Annotated in this window: 31 protein-coding genes and 1 pseudogene; 12 read left to right on the top strand and 20 right to left on the bottom strand. The window is 69.7% G+C overall.

Features of this window, described 5'->3' with window-relative positions:
• Window positions 1–38 precede the first annotated feature (38 nt).
• Window positions 39–380, bottom strand: coding sequence for a PilZ domain-containing protein (locus MKK64_RS09110; protein ID WP_147859128.1), 342 nt, complete (start codon window positions 378–380; stop codon window positions 39–41).
• Window positions 381–566: 186 nt separating this feature from the next.
• On the opposite strand from MKK64_RS09110, the gene dapE reads away from it, so the two are divergent.
• The gene (dapE, locus tag MKK64_RS09105; RefSeq protein WP_243933779.1) at window positions 567–1,763 is read left to right on the top strand and encodes a succinyl-diaminopimelate desuccinylase; all 1,197 of its coding nucleotides are present in this window, start codon (window positions 567–569) and stop codon (window positions 1,761–1,763) included.
• On the opposite strand, the gene truA is transcribed toward dapE, so the two are convergent.
• From truA to recR, 4 genes are all read right to left on the bottom strand, one after another.
• Window positions 1,718–2,506 (bottom strand): tRNA pseudouridine(38-40) synthase TruA, encoded by a 789-nt coding sequence (truA, locus tag MKK64_RS09100; RefSeq protein WP_243933777.1) that lies wholly within the window; start codon window positions 2,504–2,506, stop codon window positions 1,718–1,720. The genes dapE and truA overlap by 46 nt on opposite strands.
• Before the next feature lie 109 nt (window positions 2,507–2,615).
• The gene (gene fmt, locus MKK64_RS09095) at window positions 2,616–3,554 is read right to left on the bottom strand and encodes a methionyl-tRNA formyltransferase (RefSeq protein ID WP_243933773.1); all 939 of its coding nucleotides are present in this window, start codon (window positions 3,552–3,554) and stop codon (window positions 2,616–2,618) included.
• 13 nt (window positions 3,555–3,567) lie between these two features.
• Window positions 3,568–4,083 (bottom strand): peptide deformylase, encoded by a 516-nt coding sequence (locus MKK64_RS09090; RefSeq protein WP_147859132.1) that lies wholly within the window; start codon window positions 4,081–4,083, stop codon window positions 3,568–3,570.
• A 104-nt stretch (window positions 4,084–4,187) separates the two neighbouring features.
• The gene (gene recR / locus MKK64_RS09085) at window positions 4,188–4,793 is read right to left on the bottom strand and encodes a recombination mediator RecR (protein WP_147730063.1); all 606 of its coding nucleotides are present in this window, start codon (window positions 4,791–4,793) and stop codon (window positions 4,188–4,190) included.
• 359 nt (window positions 4,794–5,152) lie between these two features.
• On the opposite strand from recR, the gene MKK64_RS09080 reads away from it, so the two are divergent.
• Window positions 5,153–6,772, top strand: coding sequence for a phosphoenolpyruvate carboxykinase (locus tag MKK64_RS09080; RefSeq protein ID WP_147859656.1), 1,620 nt, complete (start codon window positions 5,153–5,155; stop codon window positions 6,770–6,772).
• A 60-nt stretch (window positions 6,773–6,832) separates the two neighbouring features.
• Here the strand turns inward: MKK64_RS09080 and MKK64_RS09075 are convergent, their stop codons facing one another.
• Both MKK64_RS09075 and MKK64_RS09070 read right to left on the bottom strand, forming a co-directional pair.
• The gene (locus MKK64_RS09075; protein WP_243933766.1) at window positions 6,833–8,014 is read right to left on the bottom strand and encodes a pyridoxal phosphate-dependent aminotransferase; all 1,182 of its coding nucleotides are present in this window, start codon (window positions 8,012–8,014) and stop codon (window positions 6,833–6,835) included.
• A gap of 110 nt (window positions 8,015–8,124) precedes the next feature.
• A complete protein-coding gene (locus MKK64_RS09070) occupies window positions 8,125–8,316 on the bottom strand; it encodes a hypothetical protein (protein ID WP_147726916.1) in 192 nt (63 codons plus the stop codon).
• Between the two features lie 269 nt (window positions 8,317–8,585).
• On the opposite strand from MKK64_RS09070, the gene MKK64_RS09065 reads away from it, so the two are divergent.
• Window positions 8,586–8,861: a hypothetical protein gene (locus MKK64_RS09065; protein WP_243933764.1), complete on the top strand. Its 276-nt coding sequence runs from the start codon at window positions 8,586–8,588 to the stop codon at window positions 8,859–8,861.
• A gap of 22 nt (window positions 8,862–8,883) precedes the next feature.
• Here MKK64_RS09065 and MKK64_RS09060 read toward each other — a convergent pair whose 3' ends face one another.
• The 6 genes from MKK64_RS09060 to MKK64_RS09035 form a co-directional block, all read right to left on the bottom strand.
• Complete coding sequence (locus MKK64_RS09060; protein WP_243933762.1) at window positions 8,884–10,275, bottom strand: ATP-binding protein; 1,392 nt, start codon at window positions 10,273–10,275, stop codon at window positions 8,884–8,886.
• 162 nt (window positions 10,276–10,437) lie between these two features.
• Complete coding sequence (locus MKK64_RS09055) at window positions 10,438–10,647, bottom strand: hypothetical protein (RefSeq protein WP_147726911.1); 210 nt, start codon at window positions 10,645–10,647, stop codon at window positions 10,438–10,440.
• A 27-nt stretch (window positions 10,648–10,674) separates the two neighbouring features.
• Window positions 10,675–10,938, bottom strand: a complete 264-nt coding sequence (locus tag MKK64_RS09050; RefSeq protein ID WP_147726909.1) for a hypothetical protein — start codon at window positions 10,936–10,938, stop codon at window positions 10,675–10,677.
• Window positions 10,939–11,213: 275 nt separating this feature from the next.
• Window positions 11,214–11,414, bottom strand: a complete 201-nt coding sequence (locus MKK64_RS09045) for a hypothetical protein (protein ID WP_147842575.1) — start codon at window positions 11,412–11,414, stop codon at window positions 11,214–11,216.
• 154 nt (window positions 11,415–11,568) lie between these two features.
• Entirely contained in the window at window positions 11,569–11,931 is a 363-nt protein-coding gene (locus MKK64_RS09040; RefSeq protein WP_243933760.1) for a DUF6481 family protein, read from the bottom strand.
• A gap of 228 nt (window positions 11,932–12,159) precedes the next feature.
• Window positions 12,160–12,369 (bottom strand): cold-shock protein, encoded by a 210-nt coding sequence (locus MKK64_RS09035; RefSeq protein WP_147726903.1) that lies wholly within the window; start codon window positions 12,367–12,369, stop codon window positions 12,160–12,162.
• A gap of 334 nt (window positions 12,370–12,703) precedes the next feature.
• Between MKK64_RS09035 and MKK64_RS09030 the strand changes: the two genes are divergently transcribed.
• Window positions 12,704–12,925, top strand: coding sequence for a hypothetical protein (locus MKK64_RS09030; RefSeq protein WP_147726900.1), 222 nt, complete (start codon window positions 12,704–12,706; stop codon window positions 12,923–12,925).
• A gap of 110 nt (window positions 12,926–13,035) precedes the next feature.
• Here the strand turns inward: MKK64_RS09030 and MKK64_RS09025 are convergent, their stop codons facing one another.
• From MKK64_RS09025 to MKK64_RS09010, 4 genes are all read right to left on the bottom strand, one after another.
• The gene (locus MKK64_RS09025; protein ID WP_147726898.1) at window positions 13,036–13,926 is read right to left on the bottom strand and encodes an ABC transporter permease; all 891 of its coding nucleotides are present in this window, start codon (window positions 13,924–13,926) and stop codon (window positions 13,036–13,038) included.
• Window positions 13,927–13,945: 19 nt separating this feature from the next.
• Window positions 13,946–14,887 (bottom strand): ABC transporter permease, encoded by a 942-nt coding sequence (locus MKK64_RS09020; RefSeq protein ID WP_243933758.1) that lies wholly within the window; start codon window positions 14,885–14,887, stop codon window positions 13,946–13,948.
• A gap of 211 nt (window positions 14,888–15,098) precedes the next feature.
• Entirely contained in the window at window positions 15,099–16,364 is a 1,266-nt protein-coding gene (locus MKK64_RS09015) for a PotD/PotF family extracellular solute-binding protein (RefSeq protein WP_243933756.1), read from the bottom strand.
• Window positions 16,365–16,397: 33 nt separating this feature from the next.
• Window positions 16,398–17,381: an ABC transporter ATP-binding protein gene (locus tag MKK64_RS09010; protein WP_243933754.1), complete on the bottom strand. Its 984-nt coding sequence runs from the start codon at window positions 17,379–17,381 to the stop codon at window positions 16,398–16,400.
• A gap of 328 nt (window positions 17,382–17,709) precedes the next feature.
• Here MKK64_RS09010 and ribH point away from each other — a divergent pair, with 328 nt between their 5' ends.
• The 3 genes from ribH to thiL are packed head-to-tail and all read left to right on the top strand — an operon-like array spanning window position 17,710 to window position 19,685.
• Window positions 17,710–18,198, top strand: coding sequence for a 6,7-dimethyl-8-ribityllumazine synthase (gene ribH, locus MKK64_RS09005; RefSeq protein WP_147727573.1), 489 nt, complete (start codon window positions 17,710–17,712; stop codon window positions 18,196–18,198).
• 13 nt (window positions 18,199–18,211) lie between these two features.
• Window positions 18,212–18,682, top strand: coding sequence for a transcription antitermination factor NusB (nusB, locus tag MKK64_RS09000; protein WP_147859651.1), 471 nt, complete (start codon window positions 18,212–18,214; stop codon window positions 18,680–18,682).
• Between the two features lie 7 nt (window positions 18,683–18,689).
• Complete coding sequence (thiL, locus tag MKK64_RS08995) at window positions 18,690–19,685, top strand: thiamine-phosphate kinase (RefSeq protein WP_243933752.1); 996 nt, start codon at window positions 18,690–18,692, stop codon at window positions 19,683–19,685.
• On the opposite strand, the gene MKK64_RS08990 is transcribed toward thiL, so the two are convergent.
• The gene (locus tag MKK64_RS08990) at window positions 19,605–20,012 is read right to left on the bottom strand and encodes a hypothetical protein (protein ID WP_243933741.1); all 408 of its coding nucleotides are present in this window, start codon (window positions 20,010–20,012) and stop codon (window positions 19,605–19,607) included. The genes thiL and MKK64_RS08990 overlap by 81 nt on opposite strands.
• A gap of 347 nt (window positions 20,013–20,359) precedes the next feature.
• Between MKK64_RS08990 and MKK64_RS08985 the strand changes: the two genes are divergently transcribed.
• From MKK64_RS08985 to MKK64_RS08975, 3 genes and pseudogenes are all read left to right on the top strand, one after another.
• Window positions 20,360–22,507: a sodium-translocating pyrophosphatase gene (locus tag MKK64_RS08985; RefSeq protein WP_147727576.1), complete on the top strand. Its 2,148-nt coding sequence runs from the start codon at window positions 20,360–20,362 to the stop codon at window positions 22,505–22,507.
• A gap of 131 nt (window positions 22,508–22,638) precedes the next feature.
• Window positions 22,639–22,974: pseudogene (locus MKK64_RS08980) on the top strand (NAD(FAD)-dependent dehydrogenase); the annotation flags it as partial.
• A 35-nt stretch (window positions 22,975–23,009) separates the two neighbouring features.
• Complete coding sequence (locus MKK64_RS08975; RefSeq protein ID WP_243933739.1) at window positions 23,010–23,471, top strand: DsrE family protein; 462 nt, start codon at window positions 23,010–23,012, stop codon at window positions 23,469–23,471.
• A 39-nt stretch (window positions 23,472–23,510) separates the two neighbouring features.
• Here MKK64_RS08975 and MKK64_RS08970 read toward each other — a convergent pair whose 3' ends face one another.
• Window positions 23,511–24,308, bottom strand: a complete 798-nt coding sequence (locus MKK64_RS08970) for an OBAP family protein (RefSeq protein ID WP_243933737.1) — start codon at window positions 24,306–24,308, stop codon at window positions 23,511–23,513.
• 141 nt (window positions 24,309–24,449) lie between these two features.
• Between MKK64_RS08970 and MKK64_RS08965 the strand changes: the two genes are divergently transcribed.
• Together MKK64_RS08965 and MKK64_RS08960 are read left to right on the top strand one after the other, a co-directional pair.
• A complete protein-coding gene (locus MKK64_RS08965; protein ID WP_243933735.1) occupies window positions 24,450–24,713 on the top strand; it encodes a hypothetical protein in 264 nt (87 codons plus the stop codon).
• A 105-nt stretch (window positions 24,714–24,818) separates the two neighbouring features.
• Window positions 24,819–25,034 carry a hypothetical protein gene (locus MKK64_RS08960; protein ID WP_243933733.1) on the top strand — a complete coding sequence of 72 codons (216 nt, stop codon included), beginning with the start codon at window positions 24,819–24,821 and terminating at the stop codon, window positions 25,032–25,034.
• Between the two features lie 42 nt (window positions 25,035–25,076).
• On the opposite strand, the gene MKK64_RS08955 is transcribed toward MKK64_RS08960, so the two are convergent.
• Window positions 25,077–25,338, bottom strand: a 262-nt coding sequence (locus MKK64_RS08955; RefSeq protein ID WP_243933731.1) for a Crp/Fnr family transcriptional regulator, incomplete at its 5' end; no start/stop codon positions are given.

Below are 25,338 nucleotides of genomic sequence, written 5' to 3'. Positions count from 1 at the left end.
CGGAGCGCGAGGCGGCGGTCGCCTCGCGCAGCCGCGCATCACTCCGGATGCGGCTCGCCGTCGGGCTTCGGAAGCGTCAGCACCACGCCGGCGAAGTCTCCGCGCTGCCACTTGCGTGCGACCGGATAGGCATGGTCGTACCCGGGCACGGTGAGGGCGAAGCCCGGCGGCAGGCGATGGCGGCGCGAGATCGCGAGCTTCGCGCCCGCGACCGACATGTCGCGGATCACGCAGGCATGGGTCGTCCCGTCGGGACAGGTGATCGTCGCCGGGATCATCACCGTGTGGCGGCCCCCGCCCGATCGCTTCTCCGGCGGAGGCTCCATCAGGCTGAGATGGTTGCGGGAAGCGGCGAGCTCGGACCACGCCTTCGCAACCATGCCGCGATGCTCCTATCCTTCCGCGGCCCTTGCGGTGCGGTGCCTGTTCCTGCTCCGGGTTGTCGTAAGCTCGGTTTCTCAAGAAGGGTTGAAGATGCAGCCGCCGTCCTCCGCCATCGCGCCGACGGATCCACACCGCCACGGTAGCTCCGCGGGCGAGGCCTCGGTGATCGTCAGGATGTCGGCGTGAGCGCGGAGGCGAGCCCGCTCGACCTGGCGCAGGCGCTGCTGCGCTGCCCCTCGGTGACCCCGGAGGAGGGCGGGGCGCTTGCGCTGCTCGACCGGATCCTCACCGCGGCCGGGTTTGCCGTCTCGCGGCCGGTCTTTTCCGAGTCCGGCACGCCGGACGTCGAGAACCTCTATGCCCGGATCGGCACCGGCGCGCCCTGCCTGCTGTTTGCCGGCCATACCGACGTGGTGCCGCCGGGAGACGCCGCCGCGTGGCGGAGCGGCCCGTTCGCGGGCGCGGTCGCCGACGGCGTTCTCTACGGGCGCGGCGCCGTGGACATGAAGGGCGGCATCGCCTGCATGCTCGCCGCCACGCTCCGGTTCCTGCAGGCGCGCGGCCCGGGTCTTCCCGGCTCGATCGCCTTCCTGATCACCGGCGACGAGGAGGGACCGGCGGTCAACGGGACCGTCAAGCTGCTCGACTGGGCGAAGGCCCGGGGCGAGCGCTTCGACCATTGCCTGCTCGGCGAGCCGACGAACCCGAGCACCCTAGGCGAGATGATCAAGATCGGGCGGCGCGGCTCGCTCACCGGCAAGCTCACCGTCCACGGGCGGCAGGGCCACGTCGCCTACCCGCACCGGGCCGAGAACCCGATCCCGGGCATGCTGCGCCTCGCCTCGGCGCTGGCCGCGGACCCGCTTGACGGCGGCACCGCGCATTTCGACGCCTCGAACCTCGAGTTCACGACGATCGACGTCGGCAACCCCGCGACCAACGTCATCCCGGCCGACGCGCGGGCGGTGTTCAACATCCGCTTCAACGAGGGATGGGACGCGCAGACGCTCGCCGCCGAGATCCGCCGCCGCCTCGACGCGGCCGCCGGCGGCACGGTCCGCTACGCCCTCGACCTCGCGCCCTCGAACTCTCCGGCCTTCCTGACCCAGCCCGACGCCTTCATCGCGCTCGTCTCCGACGCGATCGAGGCCGAGACCGGGCTGCGTCCGAAGCTCTCGACCACCGGTGGCACCTCGGACGCGCGCTTCATCAAGGATTTCTGCCCGGTCATCGAGTTCGGCCTCGTCGGCGAGACCATGCATCAGGTCGACGAGTGCGTGCCGGTCGCCGACCTCGACCGCCTGACGGCGATCTACGGCCGGATGCTCGACGCCTACTTTCCGGCGTCGGGCCAGACGGGTGGGCCCTCGGCGGGATAATCCACGCCGACGAAGCACAGCCCGCAGGCGAGCGCCATCGGTCCGCAGCGGCTGCGGTCGCGCGAGGCGAGGATGTCGGCGAGGCCGGCCGCATCGAGGCGCCCGCTTCCGGCGAGCATCAGCGTGCCGACCATGCTGCGGACCTGATGGTGCAGGAAGGAGCGGGCGTGGGTCTCGACCACGATCTCCTCCATCGATCCCATCGCACGGCGGGCGACGTCGAGGCGGTCGAGGGTTCGCACCGGGCTGTTGGCCTGGCACTCGGCGGCGCGGAAGGCGGTGAAGTCGTGCAGGCCGAGCAGGCTCTGCCCGGCCGCGTGCATCGCCGCCGCATCGAGCGCCCAGGGCACGTGCCAGACTTGGCCGCCGGTGAAGGTCGGCGGGCTGCGCCGGTCGAGGATGCGGTAGCGATAGTGCCGCCGGATCGCCCAATGCCGCGCGTTGAAGTCGGGGGGGACGATCTCCGCCGAGAGGATCGAGACCGGCACCCGGCGCAGATGCGCGTTCAGCGCGTCGCGCACCACGTCCGTCCGCCAGTCCTTGGCGAGATCGAGATGGGCGACCTGATGCGTCGCATGCACGCCGGAATCGGTGCGCCCGGCGCAGGTCAGCCCCTGCGTCTCGCCCGAGAACCGCGTCACCGCCGTCTCGATCGCGCCCTGCACGCTCGGCGCGTCGGCCTGCCGCTGCCAACCGCAGAAGGGCCCGCCGTCGTACTCGATGACGAGCTTGTAACGCGGCATCAGGGTGGGCTCTGCAGGCGAGCGGAGGACGCGCCTTTCCCTCCCCCCCTGCGGCGCAGGGTACCTTCCCCCGCAGAGGGGGGAGGGAAGGGGCGGTTGTCGATTTCCCTCATCCGAAACGCGCGCCGGCAATCACCCGCGCCCCGCGCAGGAACTCCGCGCCGCTGGCGCTGCCGCCCTTCCCGGCGCGTCGGACCTCCAGGATCCGCACGGCGCCCGAGCCGCAGGCGACCGTGGCGTCGGCGTCGAGGAGCGTTCCGGCGACGCCCGATCCGGTGGCGGGCAGAGCCCGGAGCACCTTCACCCGCTCGGCGCCCTTCCCGAGGTCCACCTCGAAGTAGGCGCCCGGGAACGGGCTCAGCCCGTTGATCTGCGCCGCGACCGCGGCGGCATCCCGGGCCCAGTCGATCCGCGCCTCGTCGTTGGTGATCTTCCTGGCGTAGAGCACGCCGTCCTCGGCCTGCGGCCGGAAGGTCAGGGTGCCGGCGTCGAGCTCCCGCAGAGCTTGCGCCATCAGGTCGGCGCCCGCCGGCATCAGCGCGTCGTGCAGGTCGCCCGTGGTCATGCCGGGGCGGATCGGGATGCGGGCTTCCAGCGCCACCGGCCCGGTGTCGAGGCCGGCTTCCATCCGCATCACGCCGACGCCGCTCATCCCGTCGCCCGCCATCACCGCGCGGTGGATCGGCGCCGCCCCGCGCCAGCGCGGCAGCAGCGAGCCGTGCAGGTTGAGGCAGCCGTGGCGCGGCGAGTCGAGGATCGCCTGCGGCAGAAGCATGCCGTAGGCGACGACGACGGCGACGTCGGCCCGGTGGCGCGCGAAGGTCTCGGCGGCCTCGGCGGCCTCGGCGTCCTTGAGGGTCGACGGGGTCAGGACCGGCAGGCCGAGCCGGTCCGCGAGCGCATGGACGGGGGAGGGGCGCAGCGCCATGCCGCGCCCGGCCTTCGCCGGCGCGCGGGTGTAGACCGCCGCGATGGCGTGGCCGTCCTCCGAAAGACGCGCGAGCGTCGGCACCGCGAAATCCGGGGTGCCCATGAAGACGACGCGCATGTCCGGTGTCCGATCAGGCCGCGTCGCGCTTGGCCGCCTTGGTGAACTTCTTCACGATCCGGTCGCGCTTGAGCTTTGACAGGTGATCGATGAACAGCACGCCGTTGAGGTGGTCGATCTCGTGCTGGATGCAGGTGGCGAGCAGGCCGGACGCCTCGATCTCCTGCACCGCCCCGTCGAGGTCGCGGAACCGCACCCGCACCTTGTCCGGCCGCGTGACCTCGCCGTAGACCTCCGGGATCGAGAGGCAGCCCTCGTCGTAGACCCGCGTCTCCTCGGAAGCCCAGACGATCTCGGGATCGAGGAAGATCTGCGGGTTGCGCACGCCCTCCTCCTTGGAGGTGTCGATGGTCACCATCCGCTTCGTCACGCCGATCTGGATCGCCGCGAGGCCGACGCCGGGCGCGTCGTACATCGTCTCGAGCATGTCGTCGGCGAGGGTGCGGATCTCCTTCGTCACGGGGCCGACCGGCTCCGACGGCAGGCGCAGGCGCGCATCGGGCAGGATCACGAGGGGACGGATCGTCATGGCTCGACCGGGTGACGGGGCAGGTGGCGGGGCGGGCGTGTCGCCGGAATAGGATGCGGGGGGAGGGCGGTCAAATGCCCGCGCCGCCGCCGCCGCGGCAGGTCCTAGAACGCCGTGCGGCTGCGGATCGCCGCCGTCAGCGTGCCCTCGTCGAGATAGTCGAGCTCGCCGCCGACCGGCACGCCGTGGGCGAGCCGCGTCACCGTCAGGCCGAGGTCCTTGATCGCGTCGGTGACGTAGTGGGCCGTGGTCTGCCCGTCGACCGTGGCGTTCAGCGCGATGATGATCTCCTTCACCTCCGGTCGGGCCGCCCGCTCCACGAGGCTGGCGATGTTGAGGTGCTCGGGCCGGACCCCGTCGAGGGCCGAGAGCACGCCGCCGAGCACGTGGTAGCGCGCCTGCACCGCGCCCGAGCGTTCCAGCGCCCAGAGATCGGACACGTCCTCGACCACGACCAGCAGCGTCGGGTCGCGCGACGGGTCGCTGCAGATCGTGCACGGATCGCAGGTGTCGACGTTTCCGCATTCGCGGCAGACGACGATGCGCTCGACCGCGACCCGCATCGCGTCGGCCAGCGGCGCGAGCAGCGTGTCCCGCTTCTTGATGAGCTGCAGGGCCGCCCGCCGGGCGGAGCGGGGCCCTAGGCCCGGCATCCGCGCGAGCAGCTGGATCAGGCGCTCGATCTCGGGGCCGGCGACGGCTTGCGGCATGAACGGTTCGTTTTCCTGGGCGGGGCCTGGGCGGGGCCTGGGCGGGGCCGGGTCGGGGCGGGAGCGCCCATGCGATACCGCCGAACGCGGCCGGGATGAAGGCGGCGTGGGGTCCCACGCGGCGGCGATGCGATGCGCTCGGGTGAACGGTTTCCGGGGCCCTGACAAGCGGCCCTCGTCTGTCCCCCACCGCCCTTCGTCCAAGTTGACGGCGAAAGCTTGCCGCCTATCCAAGACGAGCCGGGAGCGGCGAACCTGCGTGCGGCGGTCCTGTACGACCGCACGGACGCTCCCATGATCCGGCGCCTGGCGCGCCCGGAGCAGCGACGCGGCGCGAGCAGGGGCCCGGGAGAGAGACCTTGAGCAACATCGGCGATCATAACGCGGCCCACGGCGCGGAGGCGATCGGCCTGCGCAACCTGAAGGCCGTGCACTGGAACCTCGAGGCCCCGCGCCTCTACGAGGAATCCCTCGCCCGCGGCGAGAGCCGCCTGGCGCGCGGCGGCGCGCTGGTGGCCACCACCGGCAGCCATACCGGGCGCTCGCCCAAGGACAAGTTCGTGGTGCGCGACGCGAGCACCGAGAACGAGATCTGGTGGGAGAACAACGGCGCGATCACGCCCGACCAGTTCGCCGCCCTGCTCGCCGACTTCCAGGCCCACGCCGAAGGCCGCGAGCTGTTCGCGCAGGACCTCTACGGCGGTGCCGACCCGGCGCACCGGGTGAAGGCGCGGGTGTTCTCGGAATTCGCCTGGCACTCGCTCTTCATCCGCAACCTGCTGATCCGGCCGCCGCGCGCCGAGATCGCGGCCTACGTCCCGGACATGACGATCATCGACCTGCCGAGCTTCCAGGCCGACCCGGCCCGCCACGGCTGCCGGTCGAAGACCGTCATCGCCATCGACTTCACCCGCAGGATCGTGCTGATCGGCGGCTCGGCCTATGCCGGCGAGATGAAGAAGTCGGTCTTCACCTACCTGAACTACATCCTGCCGGGCGCCGGGGTGATGCCGATGCACTGCTCGGCCAACGCCGCCCTCGACGCCGAAGGCGGCTCGGCGATCTTCTTCGGGCTGTCGGGCACCGGCAAGACCACGCTCTCCAACGATTCCTCGCGCAAGCTGCTCGGCGACGACGAGCACGGCTGGAGTTCGGACGGGATCTTCAACTTCGAGGGCGGCTGCTACGCCAAGACCATCCGGCTCTCGCGCAACGCCGAGCCCGAGATCTACGCCACAACCGAGCGCTTCGGCACGGTGATGGAGAACGTGGTGATCGACCCCGAGACCCGGATCCCGGATTTCGACGACGCCTCGCTCACCGAGAACACCCGCTGCGCCTACCCGCTCGACTTCATCGCCAACGCCAGCGACACCGGCCGGGCCGGGCACCCGAAGAACATCGTGATGCTGACCTGCGACGCGTTCGGCGTGATGCCGCCGATCGCCAAGCTCACCGGTGCGGAGGCGATGTACCACTTCCTCTCCGGCTACACCGCCAAGGTCGCCGGCACCGAGCGCGGGCTGACCGGGCCCGAGGCGACGTTCTCGACCTGCTTCGGCGCGCCGTTCATGCCGCGCCACCCGAGCACCTACGGCAACCTGCTGCGCGACCTCATCGCCCGGCACGACGTCGATTGCTGGCTCGTCAACACCGGCTGGACCGGCGGCGGCGTCGGGACCGGGCGGCGGATGCCGATCCGCGTCACCCGCCGGCTGCTCACGGCGGCGCTCGACGGCTCGCTGTCGAAGACCGAGTTCCGGCGCGACCCGTATTTCGGCTTCGCGGTGCCGGTCTCGGTGCCCGGCGTCGAGCCGCACATCCTCCAGCCGGTGAAGACCTGGGCCAACAAGGCCGCCTTCGCCGAGACGGCGAACCGGCTCGTCGGCATGTTCAAGGAGAACTTCAAGCGCTTCGAGCAGCACGTCGACGCGGACGTGCGCGCGGCCGAGCCGAACGCGCAGGCGATGGCGGCCTGAGGGGCTCTGGTCTTCCCTCCCCCTTGCGGGGGAGGGAAGGGTACGCGTCCGACCGTCGCCTCAGCCCGGCTTGCGCTCGCTGAGGAACGTCTTCATTCGCTCGAGCGCGCGCAGGATGTTCTCGGCCGAGTTGGCGTAGGACAGGCGGATGTAGCCCTCGCCGTGCACGCCGAAATCCGGGCCGCCGATGACGGCGACGCCGGCCTCCTCAAGCAGGGTCGAGGCCAGGGCCTTGGCCTTCCAGCCGGTGCGGCCGACGTTCGAGAACGCGTAGAACGCGCCCTTCGGCACGATGCAGGAGACGCCGGGCAGGTCGTTGAGCCCGTCGACCACGATCGTCCGCCGCCGGTCGAACTCGGCGACCATCTCGGCCACGCAATCCTGCGACCCGTCGAGGGCGGCGATGCCGGCCCACTGCGTCGCCGCGTTGACGCAGGAATGGGCGTTGACCGCGAGCTTGCGCGCCGCCTCGTAGAGCGGCTTCGGCCAGACCGACCAGCCGAGCCGCCAACCGGTCATCGCGTAGGTCTTCGAGGCGCCGTCGAGATAGATCAGCCGGTCGCGGATCGCTTCGTACTTGAGCAGCGAGTGATGCGCCTGCCCGTCGTAGGTCATGGTGCCGTAGATCTCGTCCGACATCACCGCCACGCCGGGGTGGTCGGCGAGCCCCTTCACGAGGGCGTCGATCTCGGCCTTCGGGGTCACGCCGCCGGTCGGGTTGGCCGGCGAGTTGACGATGAGCAGCCGCGTCCTCGGCGTGATCAGCGCCAGGGTCTCCTCGGCCGAGAAGGCGAAGCCGTTGCCCTCGCGGATCGGCACCGGGACCGGCGTCGCGCCGGTGAACTCGATCATCGAGCGGTAGATCGGGAAGCCGGGGTCGGGATAGAGGATCTCGGCGCCGGGCTCGCCGAACATCAGGATCGCCATGAACATGGTGACCTTGCCGCCGGGCACGATCATCACGCTTTCGGGTGAGACCTCGACGCCGTGGCGCCGGTGGATGTCGCGGGCGACCGCCTCGCGCAAGGGAAGGATGCCGGTGGCCGGCGTGTAGCCGTGATGGCCGTCGCGCAACGCCTGGATGCCGGCCTCGACGATGTGGGCCGGGGTCGGCATGTCGGGCTGGCCGATGCCGAGATTGATGACGTCGCGCCCCTGGGCCGCTAGCGCGTTGGCCCGCGCGAGAACGGCGAAGGCGTTCTCCTCGCCGATGCGTCCGAAGGCCGGAACGATCTGCATCATGGAAACGCCCTCGTGATTCGCGCAGCCGAGCCTCGCGAGTGCCCGACGCGCCGTCCTGCCCGGAACGAAGCCTGCTCCCTGCACGCCGCGTGCCGGGAGGGACGCAGCGCTCAGTTCTTGGAGCGCTCGGCCAGCTTGCTCGCGCCGAACGACAGCGCCACGGCGATGACGGCCAGGATCACGAAGGTCTTCACCGACGCGTAGAACAGGGCCGGCTCGATGCCGGTGTCGGTGTAGAGCACGAGGCCGATCGCAGCGAGCGGCAGCGAGATCAGGATGAAGAGCGGAACGAGCGGGTTCATGAACGGCACTCAGGTCGTGCGGGGCGGCGGCGCAGCCCTCGCGCTTGGACGGATCGCTCGTCCTTAGCATCCCGACGTGGCCGTGGGGACACCCGGCGCACCGTTTTTTTGCCGCGCGATCGAGCCTGGCCGCAGCTGAGATCGACAAATATCGGCGGGGTAGCAACGCGGACATTTTTACGAGATCGATTGGCGTTGCTAAGAAAGACGCAAGTCTCGGCGTCTATGTTCGCCCCTAACAAGGGGAAACCGAATTGATGCGCTCACCTGTGTCGAAGCCGCGCTCGATCATGTCGGATCGCGCGCAGATTGACGCGCTGGTGCTGCAGATCGGCAGGCTGGTCCGTCATCGCGGCTACGTCCGTAAGAACGTCGCCAGCGCGATGCTGCTCAAATATCTTCCCTCCGACGCCGGGTACGACTGGAGGGGCGAGGCAGGATTGCAGGTCCGTTTCCACGAGGCCGGCCTGGACCTGAAGACCCTGGAATACCTCCTCACGAGCGCCCGTCTCGAGATCACGCACATCCAGGAACGCGCCCGCTGACGAGCCTCGGGCGGCGCCGCCGTCACGCCGGCACCCGCACCGTCGCCCGCAGGCCGCCGAGCGGGCTGTCGTGGAGCGAGACGTCGCCGCCATGGGCACGGGCGATGTCGCGGGCGATCGACAGGCCGAGGCCCGAGCCGCCGGCATCCTGCCGCGCATCGTCGAGGCGCACGAACGGCTTGAACACCTCCTCGCGGCTCTCGAGCGCGATGCCCGGGCCGTCGTCGTCGATCGAGACGAAGAACGCCCGCGCCTCGGCCCGGCCGGAGATCGCCACCGTCTCGCCGTAGCGCGCGGCGTTGGCGGCGAGGTTGAACAGGCAGCGCCGGAACGCGTCCGGCCGGACGGTGACCGAGGGCGACCCGGCCAGCTCGAAATCCGAGACCTGGGCGCCCAGGCGCTCGACGTCGGTGCGCAGGTCCTCCAGCAGGGCGCGCATGTCGGTCGGCGCCGCGTTCTCGGCCGAATCACCGCGGGCGAAGGCGAGGTAGCCTTCCAGCATCCGGCTCATCTCGTCGACGTCGCGCGAGAGCTCGTCGATCTCCGGGGTCTGCTCGATCAGGGCGAGCGAGAGGCGGAACCGGGTGATGATGGTGCGCAGGTCGTGGCTTACGCCGTTGAGCATCGTCGTGCGCTGCTCCATCGCCCGCTCGATGCGGCGCTTCATCTCGATGAAGGCGTGGCCGGCCTGGCGGACCTCGCGGGCGCCGCGGGGGCGGAACTCGATCTCGCGGCCCTTGCCGAAGCCCTCCGCCACCGCGGCCAGCCGCAGGATCGGCTTGATCTGGTTGCGCAGGAACAGGATCGCCACGCCGAGCAGCACCATCGACGAGCCGATCATCCAGACCAGGAAGATGTGCGAGTTCGAGGCGTAGGCCTGCGAGCGGCGGGCGGTGATGCGCATCACCCCGTCGGGGATCGCGACACGGATCTCGATCAGGTTCGAGCGCCCGACGGTGTCGATCCAGAACGGCCGGCCGATCTGCCGCTTCAACTCGTCCGACAGCGCCTCGTCGAGGATCGAGAAGAACGGCCGCGGCCCCGGCGGCGGGATCTTGGCCCCCTTCAGGATGTCGAGGTCGAGGTTCAGCCGCTCGCCGGCGATGCGCGAGAGCGTCTCGGCGTCCTTGTCCTGGGGATAGACCTCGTAGATGTCGATCAGGGCCGCGACGTCGGCGGTGACGGCCGAGGACAGGCGCTTGGTCACCAGCTGCCAGTGCCGCTCCATGAAAGTGTAGGCGATCACCGATTGCAGCAGCACCACCGGGGCGATGATGATGATCAGCGAGCGGGCATAGAGCCCCTTCGGCAGCAGGTCGCCGATGGCGCGGGCAAGCCGCTTCCACAGGGTGCGCGGGCCGCCCAGCCGGCGCTGGGCCGGGCGACGCACGGCCGCGAGGTCCGGCGCGGTCATGCCGGGCACCGTGCGGGGCGGGGTGCTATCGTGCCGGGGAATGTCGGGGCCGGCGGGAGGCGGCGCATCGGGCGAAGGTCCGGGCGGAGGCCCCGGAAGCGGGACGTCCGTCTTATGCCACTGCCGACGCGCCGCTCCAACGCGCGCTCGGTCCGACGCCGATCAGGATGCCGGCGCCGAGCAGCACGAGGCGGCCGTCAGGCCGTCCTCGCGCACCTCGTGCGTACCGGCCTCGGTGCTGCGGATCCGATAATTCGGCGCGCCCGCCTCGGCCGGCAACAGGCCGATCACCTCGAAGATGCGGTTGCCGTTTCGCGCCGCCGCGAGGTCGCGGCGACGCACGAGCTGCCCGAGATGAAACTTGTGGCCCATGTCGTGCTCTCCCACTGTCGCGCTCCCTTACGCGACGCGGGGCGGCTTCGGTTTCGCTTCGGGGATCGGCGAACGCGAGAGACTGAGGATCGTCCGCTGCGGACGCCCCGACTTCTGGGCGATCTCCTCGTCCTGCGCCGAGATCACCTCGCGGGCTGGCTCGTCGCCGTCGAGACCACCGAGGATCTCCATCGGGACGCGGCGGTTCGAGGCTTGCGAACCGTCCTCGTAGACGACGTCGAACAGCACGGAGCCTCGCTCCTGCGGCCTTTGCCTGGTGCGCTTACTCATTGCCTGCTTGGGGTTGGGGTCGACGTGAAACGCCGCCCAGGGATGGAACGGCTCCCGATCGATGGGCGGACCGGGGCGGGAGACGCCACCCGGCCCGTCAGCGGGAGCCGCATGCGGCTGGCGAGAAGGGCCACGGCCGGCATCGAGGTTGAGATGGCGCAGGTCCGCGCGTTTGGCAACGCACGGCACGTCCGCGCGCCTTGCAGACGTCCGCGCGCGAGACGCCGAAGGCGTTGGGGCGGTGTGCGGCGACCGTTCGCAGCCGCCGTGGCGCATCAGCCGGCGAGGGAGAGCTCGCTCTCGTTGGCGGCGCGCTCGCCGGCCGAGGACTTGATCCTGTAGCAAGGCTCGCCGGTCCGGTCCTCGGGCATCAGGCGGACGATCTCGCACAGCAGGCCCGAGGCATCGTCCTTGACGGAGCCGAAGCCGCCGCGCGACTGACGGACACGCTGGCCGAGCTTGAACTTGTGGGACATCGTACATCACTCCTGATCGCCGCGACGCCGGCTGCCGGACCCGGGGCGGGTGCGACGTTCGAAGTGACGGATTCGGCTGGGTCGGGTGGCGCCGGCCCGCCCGCCGCGGCCTGAGCCGCGTCGGTCGGATCGTCGCCGGGGCTCGGCTGCGGGCCTACTTGCGCGCGCGCAGCTTGCGCGCCGCGAAGCGGGCGTCGCGCGCCTCTTTCTGCTCGGCGGCCAGGGCGGCCTGACGCTCGGCCTTCTCGGCGGCGATGCGCAGCACCTCGGCGGCCTCGAACTCGCGCTGGGCCTTCGCCTCGGCGACGCGCTGGATCTCGGCGGCGATCCGGGCGGCCTCGCGCTCCTTGTTGCGCTCCTCGCGGGCCTCGATCACGGCCTGACGCTCGGCCTGGCGGGCGACGACGGCGGGATCATCGGCGGCCGGCCGCGAACGATAGCGCGCCAGCATCGCTTCCCGCGCCTTCGCAGCGGTCTCGAGCCGGTCGGAGAACTGGTTGTCCTTGGATTGATTCACACAAGATCCTTATGCGCCACCGGCCCCATGCCGGCTGCGGTCAGACAGGTCGGACCGAATCGCAAGGCTCGCGGCCCATGACGCTCGGCGGATGGCGGCCGCCCCGCCGTGGCGGGACGCGGTCGGCGATGAGACTCGCTCATCGCGCTTCGGTCGCAACGCTCCGAAAACGCGCGAAGCCGTCCCGGGTGGGACGGCTTCGACGACGATCCGAGGCGAACTCGGTGCTCAGGCGGCCTGGAGGCTGCCGGCGGACTGCTTGCCGCTACGACGATCGGTCTCCATCTCGTAGGAGATCTTCTGGCCTTCGGTCAGGCCGCGCATTCCGGCGCGCTCCACAGCCGAGATGTGCACGAAGACGTCCTTGCCGCCGTCATCCGGCTGGATGAAGCCGAAGCCCTTCTGATCGTTGAACCACTTGACGGTGCCGGTGCTCATAGAAAATTCCGTATCTTATCAGTCGTCATAATTCGACCGGCGCATGTGAATCACGCGCCAGGTCGCGGGTCGTCGAAATGTGGGAGAAAATCAGCGCACGTCCATTACGGACGGAACGGCCGGATATCTGGCCAGAGATCGATGTTGTACTTTTTGCACACTCGGCGACATTTAGCAAACACCGCGTGCGACAAACACGAAAGCGTGCGTCTCGATCCGAGAACCGCACGGTGGGTCGACGGCAAATCGTTCGGCGGGAATGCGGGAAAGCGTGCTAGGCTCGGGTCATGCCCGCCACGCGCTCGTGCGGACGGTCTCTTCCTTCGAGGTGGACATGGCGCGCATCCCCGAGACCGGTGACTCCTCCGTCGTTTCGATGGCGGAATACGACAAGCGCGCCAAGCGGATCTCCGGAAACACGAGCGAGATCGCCGAGGACCTGAAGAAGAGCCGCCAGGCGACGAGCCTTCGCCTGATCGAGACCGCCGAGCGCAAGGCCTCGACCCCGCGCCTGACGCTCGTCGGCTCCGGCGAGGAGCCGGCCGGCACCGACTGATCGGCCCTTGGCGCGATCGGAGCGGCCGGACGTATCAGCAAGCCCGCGCGTCGCGTTCGCGGGGGCTGAACGTACGATCCCGAAGGCATCGCGCGATCGCGGACGAGCCGCTACGGCAGCGCCAGGCTGCGGCGGGCCCGGCGGCGCTGCAGCCACAGGCTCGCCGCGAGCGCCGTGCCGATCACCACGGCCGACACCGCCGTCGTCAGGCTTCCCAGCGCGTAGATCTCCGGCGTCGTCACCGTGGTGGTGAGACCCTGGAGCTCGAGCGGCAGGGTGTTGCGCCCGCCGATCGCCTGGCTGGTGCGGGCGAGCTCGTCGAAGGACAGGGTGAAGCCGAACAGGGCGACGCCGACCAGGGCCGGCGCCAGGATCGGGACCACGACGTGGCGCAGCGTCTGCGCTCCGGTCGCGCCGAGGTCGCGGGCGGCCTCCTCGTAGGCCGGATCGAACCGGTTGAAGACCGCGAACATGATGAGAAGGCCGAAGGGCAGCGTCCAGGTCAGGTGCGCCCCGAGCGCCGAGGTGTAGAGCCCCATGGCGGTGCCGTGGTCCTGCAGCCATCCCCAGCCGGTGGCGGCCGCCGAAGCGTTGATCGCGTCGTCGACCAGACGGAACTCGAGGCCGATCCCGAGGGAGACCACGATCGAGGGCACGATCAGGCTGGCGACCGCGATGGCGAACAGGGCGTTGGCGCCGCGAAAGCCCTTGCGGAAGGCGAGGCCCGCGAAGAACGCCAGGACGACGGTGAGCGCCATCACCACGAAGCCGAGGCGGAGCGAGCGCCCGAACGCCGCCCAGATGTCGACGATGCCGCCGCCGGCCCAGAGCTTAGCGAACCAGTGCGTCGAGACGCCGTTCATCGGAAACGTCAGGCCGCCCTGCGGACCCTGGAAGCTCAGCGCCAGGATCGTCAGGGTCGGGCCGTAGAGGAACAGCACGTAGAGCGCGAAGAACGCGGCCAGCGCGGCGAAGGCCAGGCCTCGGGGACGATCGCTCACGCCGAAGGCTCCGTCATGGTCAGAGTTCCCGCCGCAGGTCGATCACCCGAGTGAGCCCGAGGATCATCATCAGCACGGCGGCGAGCAGCACCACGGCGTTGGCGGCCGCGGCCGGGAACTGCAGGTACGACATCTGCACCTGGATCACCTTGCCGACCGACGCGATCTGCTGGCCGCCCATCACGCCGACGGTGACGAAGTCGCCCATCACGAGGGTGAGCACGAAGATCGTCCCGATGGCGATGCCCGGCTTGCACAGGGGAACGATCACGCTCCACAGCGTCTGCCACCCCGTGGCCCCGGCATCGTAGGCCGCCTCGATCAGCGACCGGTCGATCCGCGCCATGCTGTTGAAGATCGGCACGATCATGAAGACCGTGTAGAGGTGCACGAAAGCCAAGGTCACCGAGAAGTCCGAGTACAGCAGACCCTCGATCGGGCTCCCGATCACGCCCATCCCCTGCAGGGTGTCGTTGACGAGGCCGTTGCGCCCGAGCAGCGGAATCCACGAGATCATGCGGATCACGTTCGAGGTCCAGAACGGGATCGTGCACAGCAGGAACAGCCCCATCTGCACGGTGCGCGAGCGGACGTGGAAGGCGAGGAAGTACGCGACCGGGAACCCGATCAGCAGCGTGAAGGCCAGCGTCAGCGCGCAGAACTTGAGGGTCGAGAGATAGGTCCGCGCCGTGGTGCACGGGTCGGCGAGGTTGCCGCAGCCCTCGAACACGTCGCGGTAGTTCTGCAGCGTGAAGGCCGGGATGATCTCGTACTCGTTGTACTCCCAGAAGCTGACCATCAGCGTCAGCAGGAGCGGGATCGCGAGGAAGACCAGGAACACCAGCGCCATCGGCGCGGCCTGAAAATAGGCGAGGGGCCGCCGGCGGCGGGCCGGGGCGGCCTCGGCCCGAACCGAATCCGCCGGCACGTCGGCGAGGGCAGGAAGCGCAACGTCGCTCATCGCGAGCCCTCCGACCGATGCAGCGGGCGCCGTTCCCTTCCGCGTCCGCGGGCGACCGGTTCCACGGCGCCTGTCCTCGAATCGCGGGTTCCCTCTCCCGTTCGGGAGAGGGGGCAGGGCGGTGCTTCGAACGATCCGTGCATAGACGACATGCCGAAGTGCGTGAGCACCATGGCCTCGGCGAACGAAGGGCGCGGCGCAGCCATCGTCCTCACGCCGCGATGAACTCGTTCCACTTGCGGACCATGTAGGTGTTCTCGTCCATGACCGCGTTCCAGCAGGCGACCGCGCCCATGCGGGCCTCGAAGGAGCCGCCGTCGCGGGTGGCGCCGGCCTTCTCGAGCAGGCCGCCGTCGGGGCCGTGGATGTCCTTCTCGGCGGGCTTGCCCTCCATCCAGTAGGCCCACTCGTAGGGCTCCATCTGGGTCTTGGCGGTCTCGGGCACGGCGGAATAGTAGCCCTGGCGGTTGAGGTAGGCGCCGGCCCAGCCGGAGAGGAACCAGTTGACGAAGTCGTAGGCCGCGTCGAGCTTGCGGCCGGTCAGCGTCTTCGGCAGGCCGAAGCCCGTGGCCCAGGCGCGGTAGCCTTCCTTCAGCGGCTGATAGGTGCAGGCGACCCCCTGCGTGCGCACCTTGGTGACGGCGGGCGACCACATCGACTGGATCACCGTCTCGCCGGACGCCATCAGGTTCACGGATTCGTTGAAGTCCTGCCAAAAGGCGCGGAACTGGCCGGCGCGCTTGGCCTCGATCAGCAGCTTGATCGTGCGGTCGATCTCCGCCTTCGTCATGTTGCCCTTGTCGGCGTAGGTGTAGTCGCCGGTGGCCTCCACCACCATCGCCGCGTCCATGATGCCGATGGAGGGGATGTTGAGAATCGAGGCGCGGCCCTTGAACTCCGGGTTCAGCAGCTCCTTCCAGCTGGTGATCGGGCGCTTGATCAGGTCCGGGCGGATGCCGAGCGTGTCGGCGTTGTAGGTTGTCGGGATCAGGGTGATCCACTCGGTCGGCGACGACGCGAAGGTCTTGCCCGTCTGGCCTTCGAGGTAGAACACCTTCTTCGGCGCGGTGCCCTGGTCGCCGATCGCCTTGCCGGCGATCTCGCCCTTGGTGAAAATCGGGGTGATCTTGTCGGCGTTCTTGATCCGGCGCGCATCCATACCGAGGATGTTGCCCGAGGGGACGATCTTCCTCAGGCTGAAGAACTCGGTGTCGATCAGGTCGAAGGAGTTCGGCTGCGTCACCGCGCGCTTCGTCACCTCGTCGGTGACGACCGGGATGTACTCGATCGTGATCCCGAGATCCTCCTTCACCTTACGGGCGATGTCGCCGGACTGGTTCACGGCGGTGCCGAGGTAGCGCAGCGTCACCGGCTCGGCCGCGTGGACGGCGGGAAACCCGGTGATCGGCCCGGCCGCGAGGGCGGTGCCGGCTCCCTGGAGCAGCGTGCGCCGCGTGAATCTGATGCCGTTGGTCATCGTCGTCCCTTTCTTTTCTTGATGCCGGTCGCGTCAGGCGTCGAGGCGGTGCGCGGCGGCGGGGTCCCAGCCGAGCGCCACGCGGTCGCCCGGCGCCAGCGGACGGCCGGCGAAGGTCGCGTCGTCCACGACCGCGCTCAGCCCGCCCGGCTCGGTCATCCCGTCCGCCTCGAGCGCTACCTGCACGTTGGCGCCCTGGTACTCGACCGCGAGGACGCGGGCCTGCACGGCGCCGTCGCCGGCCTCGGCCCCGAGCCGCATCCGGTCGGCGCGCACCGCGACCTTGCCCTCGGGCAGGGCGATGACGTTGTGGCCGCCGATGAAGCGGGCGACGAAGGCCGAGGCCGGCCGCTCGAACACCGTGCGCGGGTCGCCGGCCTGCTCGATCTTGCCGCCGTTCATCACCACGACGAGGTCGGAGAGCGCCATCGCCTCCTCCTGGCTGTGGGTGACGTGGATGAAGGTGAGGCCGAGCTCGGCCTGGATGCGCTTGAGCTCCACCCGCATCCGCACCCGGAGGAACGGGTCGAGGGCCGAAAGCGGCTCGTCGAGGAGCAGCACCTTCGGTCCGGTGACCAGCGCGCGGGCGAGCGCCACGCGCTGCTGCTGCCCGCCCGAGAGCTGCGCCGGAAGCCGGTCGGCGAGGTGCCCCATCTGCACGAGGTCGAGCATCGCGTCGGCCTTGGCGCGGCGCTCGGCCTTCGCGACGCCGCGCATCCTGAGCGAGAACGCGACGTTGTCCCGGCAGGTCAGGTGCGGGAACAGCGCGTAGCTCTGGAACATCATCGCCGTGCCGCGCTCCGCGGGCGGCGCGTCACCGACGGCGCGCGGGCCGATCACGACCTCGCCGGCGCTGACCGCCTCGTGGCCGCCGATCATCCGCAGCGTCGTGGTCTTGCCGCAGCCCGACGGGCCGAGCAGGCAGCAATAGGCGCCCGACGGGATTTTCAGGTCGATCGCATCGACGGCGAGGGTCGCGCCGTAGCGCTTGGTCAGCCCGATCAGCTCGACGTTCATGCGGTTCCTTCGCCCGGCACCCCTGCGGCGAAACCGGGGAGCAAGCCGCGGGCCATCCCGGCCACGCCGATGCCGGGAAAACGATGCGCCGCCTGCCGCGTCGCGCTCGGGCCCGGGGAATCGGGCATATGCACTCGGTCGCATGGACCCGGGCGCATGGAAGCGATGCCCTGCCCGCAGGCGGCCCCGTGCGGGCGCGCTTGTGGCGGCGGCCGCTTCGGTCTAACCCTCGCTGCCCCGAACACCCTGGATGCGAGACGGCCGGAGACGGCGCGTCGGTCAGCGCCCGCCGCCCGCGCGGCGGGTCCGCCGGAGTCCCACGAGTCCCATGTACATCGAACGCAAGGACGCGCCCGCGTCCCCGAAAACGCCCGGCGCCCGGGTCCTCGTGGTCGAGGCGCGCTTCTACGACGGCCTGTCCGACGACCTGCTCGAAGGCGCCCGCGCCGCCATCGCGGCGGCCGAGGCCGAGGCGACGGTCGTGACGGTGCCGGGCGCGCTCGAGATCCCGGCGACGGTGGCGATCCTGCTCGCAGCGGCCGAGACGGCCGGCACGCCCTACGACGCCGTGGTGGCTCTGGGCTGCGTCATCCGCGGCGAGACCGGGCATTACGACATCGTCGCCGGCGAGAGCGCGCGCGCGCTGATGGACCTGTCCGTCGACCTGCGCCTGCCGCTCGGCAACGGCATCCTGACGGTGGAGAACGAGGCTCAGGCCCAGGCCCGTGCCCGCGTCTCCGAGATGAACAAGGGCGGCGGCGCGGCCGAGGCGGCACTCGCGGTGCTGGCGCTCAAGCGCGCGGCCGCCGCTGCATGAGAGCCTGACGATCATGACCAAGATCAATCCGCGCAGCGGCGCCCGGCTCTCCGTGGTGCAGGCGCTCTACGACATGGAGATCTCCGGCAAGGGCGTGCTCGACGCGCTCGCCGAGTTCGAGACCTTCTGGCTCGGCAAGGAGATCGACGGCGTGCTGCACCCGGCGGCCGAGCCGGCCTTCTTCCGCGACCTGCTGCGCGGCGTGGTGGAGGAGCAGCGCGCGATCGATCCGCAGATCGACCAGGCGCTGAGCCAGGGCTGGCCGCTCAAGCGCATCGAGGTGGTGCTGCGCGCCATCCTGCGCGCCGGCACCTACGAGCTGATGTTCCGCCGCGACGTTCCGGCCCGTGCCGCCATCTCGGAATACGTCGACGTCGCCCACAGCTTCTACACCGGCGACGAGCCGGGCATGGTCAACGCCGTCCTCGACAAGGTCGCGCGCCAGACCCGCGCGGCGGAACTGGCCGGCGCCAAGCAGGGGTGAGCGTCCGGTGAGCGCATCGCGCCCGACCGAGGATGCGCTGATCGCGCGCTACTTCGCGCCGCTCGCCGGTCCCGGCGCCGACGGCCTGCGCGACGATGCGGCGAGCCTCGCGCCGAGCCCCGGCCACGACCTCGTGCTCACCGCCGACGCGATCGTCTCCGGCGTCCACTACTTTCCCGACGACCCGCCCGGCTCGCTCGCGCGCAAGGCGCTCGGGGTGAACCTCTCCGACATCGCCGCCAAGGGCGCCGCGCCGCGCGGCTTCCTGCTCACGCTGGCTTTGCCGGCGGACTGGACCGAGGCGTGGCTCGCCGCCTTCGCCGAAGGGCTCGGGCAGGCGAGCCGGGCGTCCGGCTGCCCGCTGCTCGGCGGCGACACGGTGCGGTCGGGCGGTCCGGCGCTGATCGGCGTCACCGCGATCGGCGAAGTCCCCGCGGGGCGCATCGTGCGCCGTACCACGGCGCGGGTCGGCGACCGGATCTGCGTCAGCGGCACCATCGGCGACGCGGCGCTCGGCCTGCGGATGCGGCTCGAGCCGGATGCCGAATGGGTCCGGGCGCTCGATGGCGCATCGCGCAGCCATCTGGCCGACCGCTACCTGCACCCGCGGCCGCGGCTGGCCCTCGCCAACGCGGTGCTGCGCTTCGCGACCGCGGCGATGGACGTGTCCGACGGGCTCGCCGGCGACCTCGCCAAGATGCTGGCCGGTGCCGGCGCGACGGCGACGATCGACACCGCGACGGTCCCGCTCTCGCAAGCCGCCGCCCGCGTCGTCGATGGGAGGCCCGACCTCCTCGACGTCGCCCTCACCGGCGGCGACGATTATGAGATCCTCTGCACCGTGGCGCCCGACGACCTCGACGCGTTCCGCCAGGCGGCCTCGCTCGCGGGCGTGCCGGTCGCGGTCCTCGGCACCGTCGCCTCAGGCAGCGGACGGCCCGGCTTTCAGGGTGTCGACGGAGCCACGCGCGTTTTCGCGGCGGGCGCGTTCAGCCATTTCTGAGAAGGTCTCGGAGACCGTCCGAACCTGAGGCGCCGCGTCGTGCGGCAACCCCTCGGGCTCGCGGCCGAGCTGGCGCCGGACGTCGTCGATCAGGGTGGCGGCGATGACCGGCGTCCAATGGGCGAGGTCGGCCCGCTGCACCGCCGTGCCGCCGGGATGCGCATCGTCCCGCTCCGCCGGGGCGGAGAGCGAGCGCTGGAGGACCTGAAGCAGCGCGCCGTGCACGGACGGCGGCTGCATGCTGACGCGTTCCGCCACCAGGAACTGCACCGCGTTCGTCAGCACCTCGATCGTCGCTGCGAGCTTCGCCACCTGATCGCCACTCATCGTCGAGCACCCTTCGTTGATGCAACCTAAGGTAGTGTTCGTCATCGTTAACGGCCGGTAAACGTGCATCCCGCGGCGCGTCGCGGGGTCCGGATCGGACCACGCGCAAAACCCGGCCAACGATGAGCGGTCCGGCCGCAAATCAGAATTCAATGCTCATTGCTGCGTTGCAGCAAGATCTCGTGTCGAAATACAAAAGTGGCGTTTGCGCTCGACCGCGAAGTTTGGCAATCAAGTCTCGCACTTCTGGGAAGGAATGCCGAATCCGAGCCGTTCGTCCGGGCCCAAGGGCCAAGCTCGACAACATCAAGCCGACGCCAGGCATCACGAGAACAAGGGACGGGTGCATGACCGCTTTGCTGCTGATCATCCTGGGCGGGCTGTGCGCCGTCGCCTACGGCATCGTGACGATCAACGACGTGATGAGACGGGACGCCGGCACGCAGCGCATGCAGGAGATCGCCGCCGCGATCGCCGAGGGCGCGCAGGCCTACCTCAAGCGCCAATACGCCACCATCGGCCTCGTCGGCGTCGTGCTGTTCGCGGCTTTGGCCTTCTTCCTCGGGATCAAGGTCGCCATCGGCTTCCTCATCGGCGCGGTCCTGTCCGGGGCGGCCGGCTTCATCGGCATGAACGTCTCGGTGCGTGCCAACGTGCGCACGGCGCAGGCGGCCTCGACGTCGCTCGGCGGCGGCCTCGAGGTCGCGTTCAAGTCGGGCGCCGTCACCGGCATGCTGGTCGCGGGGCTCGCGCTGCTCGGCGTCGCCTTCTACTACCTCTATCTCACCCGCGGGGCCGGCCTGCCGCCGGCCAGCCGCGAGGTCATCGACGCGCTCGTCGCGCTCGGCTTCGGCGCCTCTCTGATCTCGATCTTCGCCCGCCTCGGCGGCGGCATCTTCACCAAGGGCGCCGACGTCGGCGGCGACCTCGTCGGCAAGGTCGAGGCGGGGATCCCGGAGGACGACCCGCGCAACCCCGCCACCATCGCCGACAACGTCGGCGACAACGTCGGCGATTGCGCCGGCATGGCGGCCGACCTGTTCGAGACCTACGCCGTCACCGTCGTCGCCACGATGGTGCTCGCGGCGATCTTCTTCGGCGGGCAGGTCGACGTCGCGGGCCGCAACGTGCTCGAGGCGATGATGATCTATCCGCTGGCCATTGGCTCGGCCTGCATCCTCACCTCGATCGCCGGCACCTACGCCGTGCGGCTCGGATCGAACCAGTCGATCATGGGGGCGCTGTACAAGGGCCTGATCACCGCGGGCGTGCTCTCGGTCGGGGCCATCGCCGCCGTCAACCTCGCCCTGTTCGGTGGTTTCGCGACGCGCTTCACCACCTCCACCGGCGTCAGCTTCACGTCGGGCGGCCTGCTCGGCTGCGCGGTGATCGGCCTCGCGATCACCGCGCTGATCGTGGTCATCACCGAGTACTACACCGGCACGAACTTCCGCCCGGTGAAGTCGATCGCCGACGCCTCGGTCACCGGGCACGGCACCAACGTGATCCAGGGCCTCGCGGTCTCGCTCGAATCGACCGCGCTTCCGGCCCTCGTGATCGTCGGCGGCATCATCTCCACCTATGCGCTGGCGGGGCTGTTCGGCATCGCCATCGCGGTCACGGCGATGCTGGCGCTCGCCGGCTTCATCGTGGCGCTCGACGCCTTCGGCCCGGTCACCGACAACGCCGGCGGCATCGCCGAGATGGCGGGCCTGCCCTCCGAGGTCCGCAAGTCCACCGACGCCCTCGACGCCGTCGGCAACACCACCAAGGCGGTCACCAAGGGCTACGCGATCGGCTCGGCCGGCCTCGGGGCGCTGGTGCTGTTCGCCGCCTACACCTCGGACCTCGACTACTTCATCGCCAACGCCAGCGACACGCAGTACCGCTTCTTCAAGGGCGTCACGGTCGATTTCTCGCTGTCCAACCCCTACGTCGTCGTCGGCCTGCTGATCGGGGGGCTGATCCCGTTCCTGTTCGCCGGCATGGCGATGACGGCCGTGGGCCGGGCGGCCGGCGCCGTGGTCGAGGAGGTCCGCCGCCAGTTCCGGGAGAAGCCGGGGATCATGGCCGGCACTGACCGGCCGGATTACGGCCGCGCCGTCGACATGCTGACGCGGGCGGCGATCCGCGAGATGATCGTGCCCTCGCTGCTGCCGGTGCTGATGCCGATCGTGCTGTTCTTCGCGATCCAGCTCGTCGCGGGCAAGTCCCAGGCCTTCGCCACGGTCGGCGCGAGCCTGCTCGGCGTGATCCTCACCGGCCTCTACGTGGCGATCTCGATGACCTCGGGCGGCGGCGCCTGGGACAACGCGAAGAAGTACATCGAGGACGGCCATCACGGCGGCAAGGGCTCGGACGCGCACAAGGCGGCCGTCACCGGCGATACCGTCGGCGACCCCTACAAGGACACCGCCGGCCCCGCGGTGAACCCGGCAATCAAGATCACCAACATCATCGCATTGCTGCTGCTGGCGATCCTGGCGCATGCGTGAGTTGATAGCCGACCCAAAGATACGTTTTTCGCACCCAAAGATCCGTGCTCAATCAACCTAGAGTTCACAAAGGTCAGCCTCCTGCGAGGTTGACCTTTGTCGCTCTCGGAACGGGCTTCGGGTGAGCTTGGTGCAGCGCGCGCAACGCTAAGACCGCCGCGGCCGCGCGCATGCAGGCTCCGGTCGTCGCTCACAATCTGTTGGGCGAGATGGGGTTCGTGAAGGAGCCCGAGGCCGTCTATGACGGCTACGGCTCGTGCCCGCTGACGGTCGAGCGGGGCAAGATCCTGCTCGCCGAGTTCGGCTACGGCGGCAAGCTCCTCCCGAGCTTCCCGTCCTGGTTCATCGACGGCACGAAACCGAGTCCCGCGGCCTGGTTCCTCAAGGAACGGATGCTTCCGCCCATCTACTGGAACGGGATGCTCAAGGGGCGGGAGTGGATGGCCAAGCCGAAGGCCGCCGCCTGATCCACCACACCATGACCATCGGAAGGAAGATGCCCATGAGACGCCGGACGTTCGCCGCGGCCCTGTCCCTTCTCGCCTTGATGGCGGCCCCTGCCATGGCGGCAAGCGAGGTGCCCGCGGGGTACTACCCAGACCAGAAGGTCGTCTACCAGAACGACGGCGGCGCGCCGGACAACGCCACGTACTTCAAGCATATCCTCGGCAACATGAAAAACCACATCGAGGCCGTGGGCAAGGACCACATCCAGGTCCGCGTGGTCGACTTCGGCGATGGCGTCGACCTGTTCAAGATGGCCTCGAACGACCCCAAGCTCGCGGGCCAGATCGACGCCCTGAAGGCCCAGGGCGTCAAGTTCCTGATCTGCAGGAACACCCTGACCCAGCGGAAGATCGACTGGCACGAACTCCACGGCGTGACGGAGGAAGACATCGTCCCGAGCGGGGTCGCCGAGCTGGTCAGGCTCCAGGGGATGGGCTTCACCTACGTCCATCCGTAGGACGCGTCGGCGATCGGGGCCCGGTTCCGCCCCGGGGCCTCAACCGCGCCTGTTCCTCAGGGTCGTCTTCTGGAGGACGAGTTGGCTCGGCTCACCCCCGAGCCAGCCGTCGGCGCCGGGCTGGACGGGTGGTGCCGAAGCGGCGAGGTCCTCCCGCGATTTCTTGACGTCCGCCGTGGAGAGGCCGAGCCGCTTGTCGCGGTCCGCCACTATCTCGGGCCTGAGCTGCCCGTCCTGGGTGAAGCCCATCATCAGTTGCGGAATGCCGAGGGGCAGGCTCGAATGCACGTCGACCTGCCAGGTGTGCCACGTCTTGCCGTAGGTCGTCGCCAACGTGGCCATGGCGGTATGCTCCACGGCTCCGGGAATGCGCGGCAGGATCAGCTCGCCGGACGTGGTCTCGTGCCGGTGGCTATGCCAGAGGGGCTTCTCGTCCTCGGGCAGCGTCTTGAAGAGCTTTTCGGAGACGATGTACTCGATGCCGATGAGACGCGCGCCGGACTGGTTGCCGTCATAGATCACGCACTGGAAGAAATCCTCGTTGACGTGGGTGCAGTAGTGATGCGCCTCGATCTGGCGCCCCATGTCGTCGGCGTAGAAGTGGAACCCGTTCAGGTACATGTCGATGTCGTTCACCGGCCCCTTGCTCTGAAGGAGGTCGGCGCCCGCGCCGAGCATCGTGCTCTTCGTCGACTTGGCGTCGCCGGGGATGTGCCCTCCGTGTTCCGCCGGCTGCTGCGCCTGGGCGCATCCGCAGGCGCAGGCGACCAGGCTGGCGGCGGAACCGATCAGGCTCGCGAACCCGCGGCGATTCAGTGACGATGTCGTCCAGCCCATGACGTTCGCTCCCGGGATCAGACCCTGTGCTTGCAACCGAACCGAGGGAGGGAATGATCCCCTTCGGTCAATCGTCTCCGGGGAGCTTCCGTTCAGGTCGTCGGTGATCGCGTTTTTCGGTCATGGGACCGCAGGTGAACGATGGACGCGATAGTGAAGGCTTGGGCGGACAAGCTCGAAAGCCTCAAGCCGGGCGAGCCTGGCCATGCGGACAAGCTCGACGACCTGATGGACAGGTTGGAAGCCACGGTGTGCCGGAGAGGGGACCTCATCCTGATCCTCGATGACGTCGCATCGCGCCTGCAGCACCGGGGGCGGCCCGGCCACGACGCGCTCGTCGCCTGCATCCGGAACCGGCAGGGGCGGTGTGCGACGCGGGGTACTGCCGTGGTGGATGGCACTTAAGATGCCCCGTTCGGTCGCTGGCGACGGTCGGGGGATCGTCTAAGGTCTGGCTCGCCCGGAACGCAGAGGTGACCGATGGCGTGCGTGCATCGTTTCGAGCGACCCTTGGGACCCGGACAGCCCGTCTCTTGGGCGGGCGTCCACAAGGGTGGCTTCGCTAGCCGCGAGGAGGCCGCCGGTTACGTCGAGGAATTCGTCGCGACGTTCCCGATCCACGGCTTCAACGCCGAGGAGGGATACTGGTGGTGCCGGTCCGCCAACGATGTCGTCACGACGCTCCTGGCCGTCTGCAGCGACGACCAAGTCCTGTTCACGGGGTGAACGTCGGCCTCGGCGCCGTCGATGGCTGCGCCCGGAGAGCCGTCAGTTCGACCTTCCGGCGGCCAGGCCGGCCCGGTCCATGACCTGGACTTGCCCGCGGCGGATCTCGACCAGACCGGTATCGGCCCATTCCCCGAGCAGGCGGCTGACGACCTCGCGAACGCTCCCGACGTCGGACGCGAGTTGCTGGTGCGTCTTCCAGACGATGCCGTCCGCATCGGCTTCGACCAGCAGGCGTCGCGCAAGCCTCTGTTCCAGCGGTGCGAAGGCCACCTCCTCGACGAGGTCGAACACGGCGGTCAGG

The sequence above is a fragment of the Methylobacterium sp. E-025 genome (assembly GCF_022829705.1).
Taxonomy (GTDB): Bacteria; Pseudomonadota; Alphaproteobacteria; order Rhizobiales; family Beijerinckiaceae; genus Methylobacterium.
The sequence above is the reverse complement of the archived record's forward strand: the minus strand, read 5'-3'. Positions and strand labels throughout refer to the sequence as shown.

Bases quoted from the DNA above. Each gene is read 5' to 3' on its own strand.
- MKK64_RS09110 (WP_147859128.1), bottom strand. From the start codon at position 380: ATGGTTGCGAAGGCGTGGTCCGAGCTCGCCGCTTCCCGCAACCATCTC.
- truA (WP_243933777.1), bottom strand. From the start codon at position 2,506: ATGCCGCGTTACAAGCTCGTCATCGAGTACGACGGCGGGCCCTTCTGC.
- fmt (WP_243933773.1), bottom strand. From the start codon at position 3,554: ATGCGCGTCGTCTTCATGGGCACCCCGGATTTCGCGGTGCCGACGCTC.
- MKK64_RS09090 (WP_147859132.1), bottom strand. From the start codon at position 4,083: ATGACGATCCGTCCCCTCGTGATCCTGCCCGATGCGCGCCTGCGCCTG.
- recR (WP_147730063.1), bottom strand. From the start codon at position 4,793: ATGCCGCAAGCCGTCGCCGGCCCCGAGATCGAGCGCCTGATCCAGCTG.
- MKK64_RS09075 (WP_243933766.1), bottom strand. From the start codon at position 8,014: ATGATGCAGATCGTTCCGGCCTTCGGACGCATCGGCGAGGAGAACGCC.
- MKK64_RS09070 (WP_147726916.1), bottom strand. From the start codon at position 8,316: ATGAACCCGCTCGTTCCGCTCTTCATCCTGATCTCGCTGCCGCTCGCT.
- MKK64_RS09060 (WP_243933762.1), bottom strand. From the start codon at position 10,275: ATGACCGCGCCGGACCTCGCGGCCGTGCGTCGCCCGGCCCAGCGCCGG.
- MKK64_RS09055 (WP_147726911.1), bottom strand. From the start codon at position 10,647: ATGGGCCACAAGTTTCATCTCGGGCAGCTCGTGCGTCGCCGCGACCTC.
- MKK64_RS09050 (WP_147726909.1), bottom strand. From the start codon at position 10,938: ATGAGTAAGCGCACCAGGCAAAGGCCGCAGGAGCGAGGCTCCGTGCTG.
- MKK64_RS09045 (WP_147842575.1), bottom strand. From the start codon at position 11,414: ATGTCCCACAAGTTCAAGCTCGGCCAGCGTGTCCGTCAGTCGCGCGGC.
- MKK64_RS09035 (WP_147726903.1), bottom strand. From the start codon at position 12,369: ATGAGCACCGGCACCGTCAAGTGGTTCAACGATCAGAAGGGCTTCGGC.
- MKK64_RS09030 (WP_147726900.1), top strand. From the start codon at position 12,704: ATGGCGCGCATCCCCGAGACCGGTGACTCCTCCGTCGTTTCGATGGCG.
- MKK64_RS09020 (WP_243933758.1), bottom strand. From the start codon at position 14,887: ATGAGCGACGTTGCGCTTCCTGCCCTCGCCGACGTGCCGGCGGATTCG.
- MKK64_RS09015 (WP_243933756.1), bottom strand. From the start codon at position 16,364: ATGACCAACGGCATCAGATTCACGCGGCGCACGCTGCTCCAGGGAGCC.
- MKK64_RS09010 (WP_243933754.1), bottom strand. From the start codon at position 17,381: ATGAACGTCGAGCTGATCGGGCTGACCAAGCGCTACGGCGCGACCCTC.
- ribH (WP_147727573.1), top strand. From the start codon at position 17,710: ATGTACATCGAACGCAAGGACGCGCCCGCGTCCCCGAAAACGCCCGGC.
- nusB (WP_147859651.1), top strand. From the start codon at position 18,212: ATGACCAAGATCAATCCGCGCAGCGGCGCCCGGCTCTCCGTGGTGCAG.
- MKK64_RS08990 (WP_243933741.1), bottom strand. From the start codon at position 20,012: ATGAGTGGCGATCAGGTGGCGAAGCTCGCAGCGACGATCGAGGTGCTG.
- MKK64_RS08985 (WP_147727576.1), top strand. From the start codon at position 20,360: ATGACCGCTTTGCTGCTGATCATCCTGGGCGGGCTGTGCGCCGTCGCC.
- MKK64_RS08975 (WP_243933739.1), top strand. From the start codon at position 23,010: ATGAGACGCCGGACGTTCGCCGCGGCCCTGTCCCTTCTCGCCTTGATG.
- MKK64_RS08970 (WP_243933737.1), bottom strand. From the start codon at position 24,308: ATGGGCTGGACGACATCGTCACTGAATCGCCGCGGGTTCGCGAGCCTG.
- MKK64_RS08965 (WP_243933735.1), top strand. From the start codon at position 24,450: ATGGACGCGATAGTGAAGGCTTGGGCGGACAAGCTCGAAAGCCTCAAG.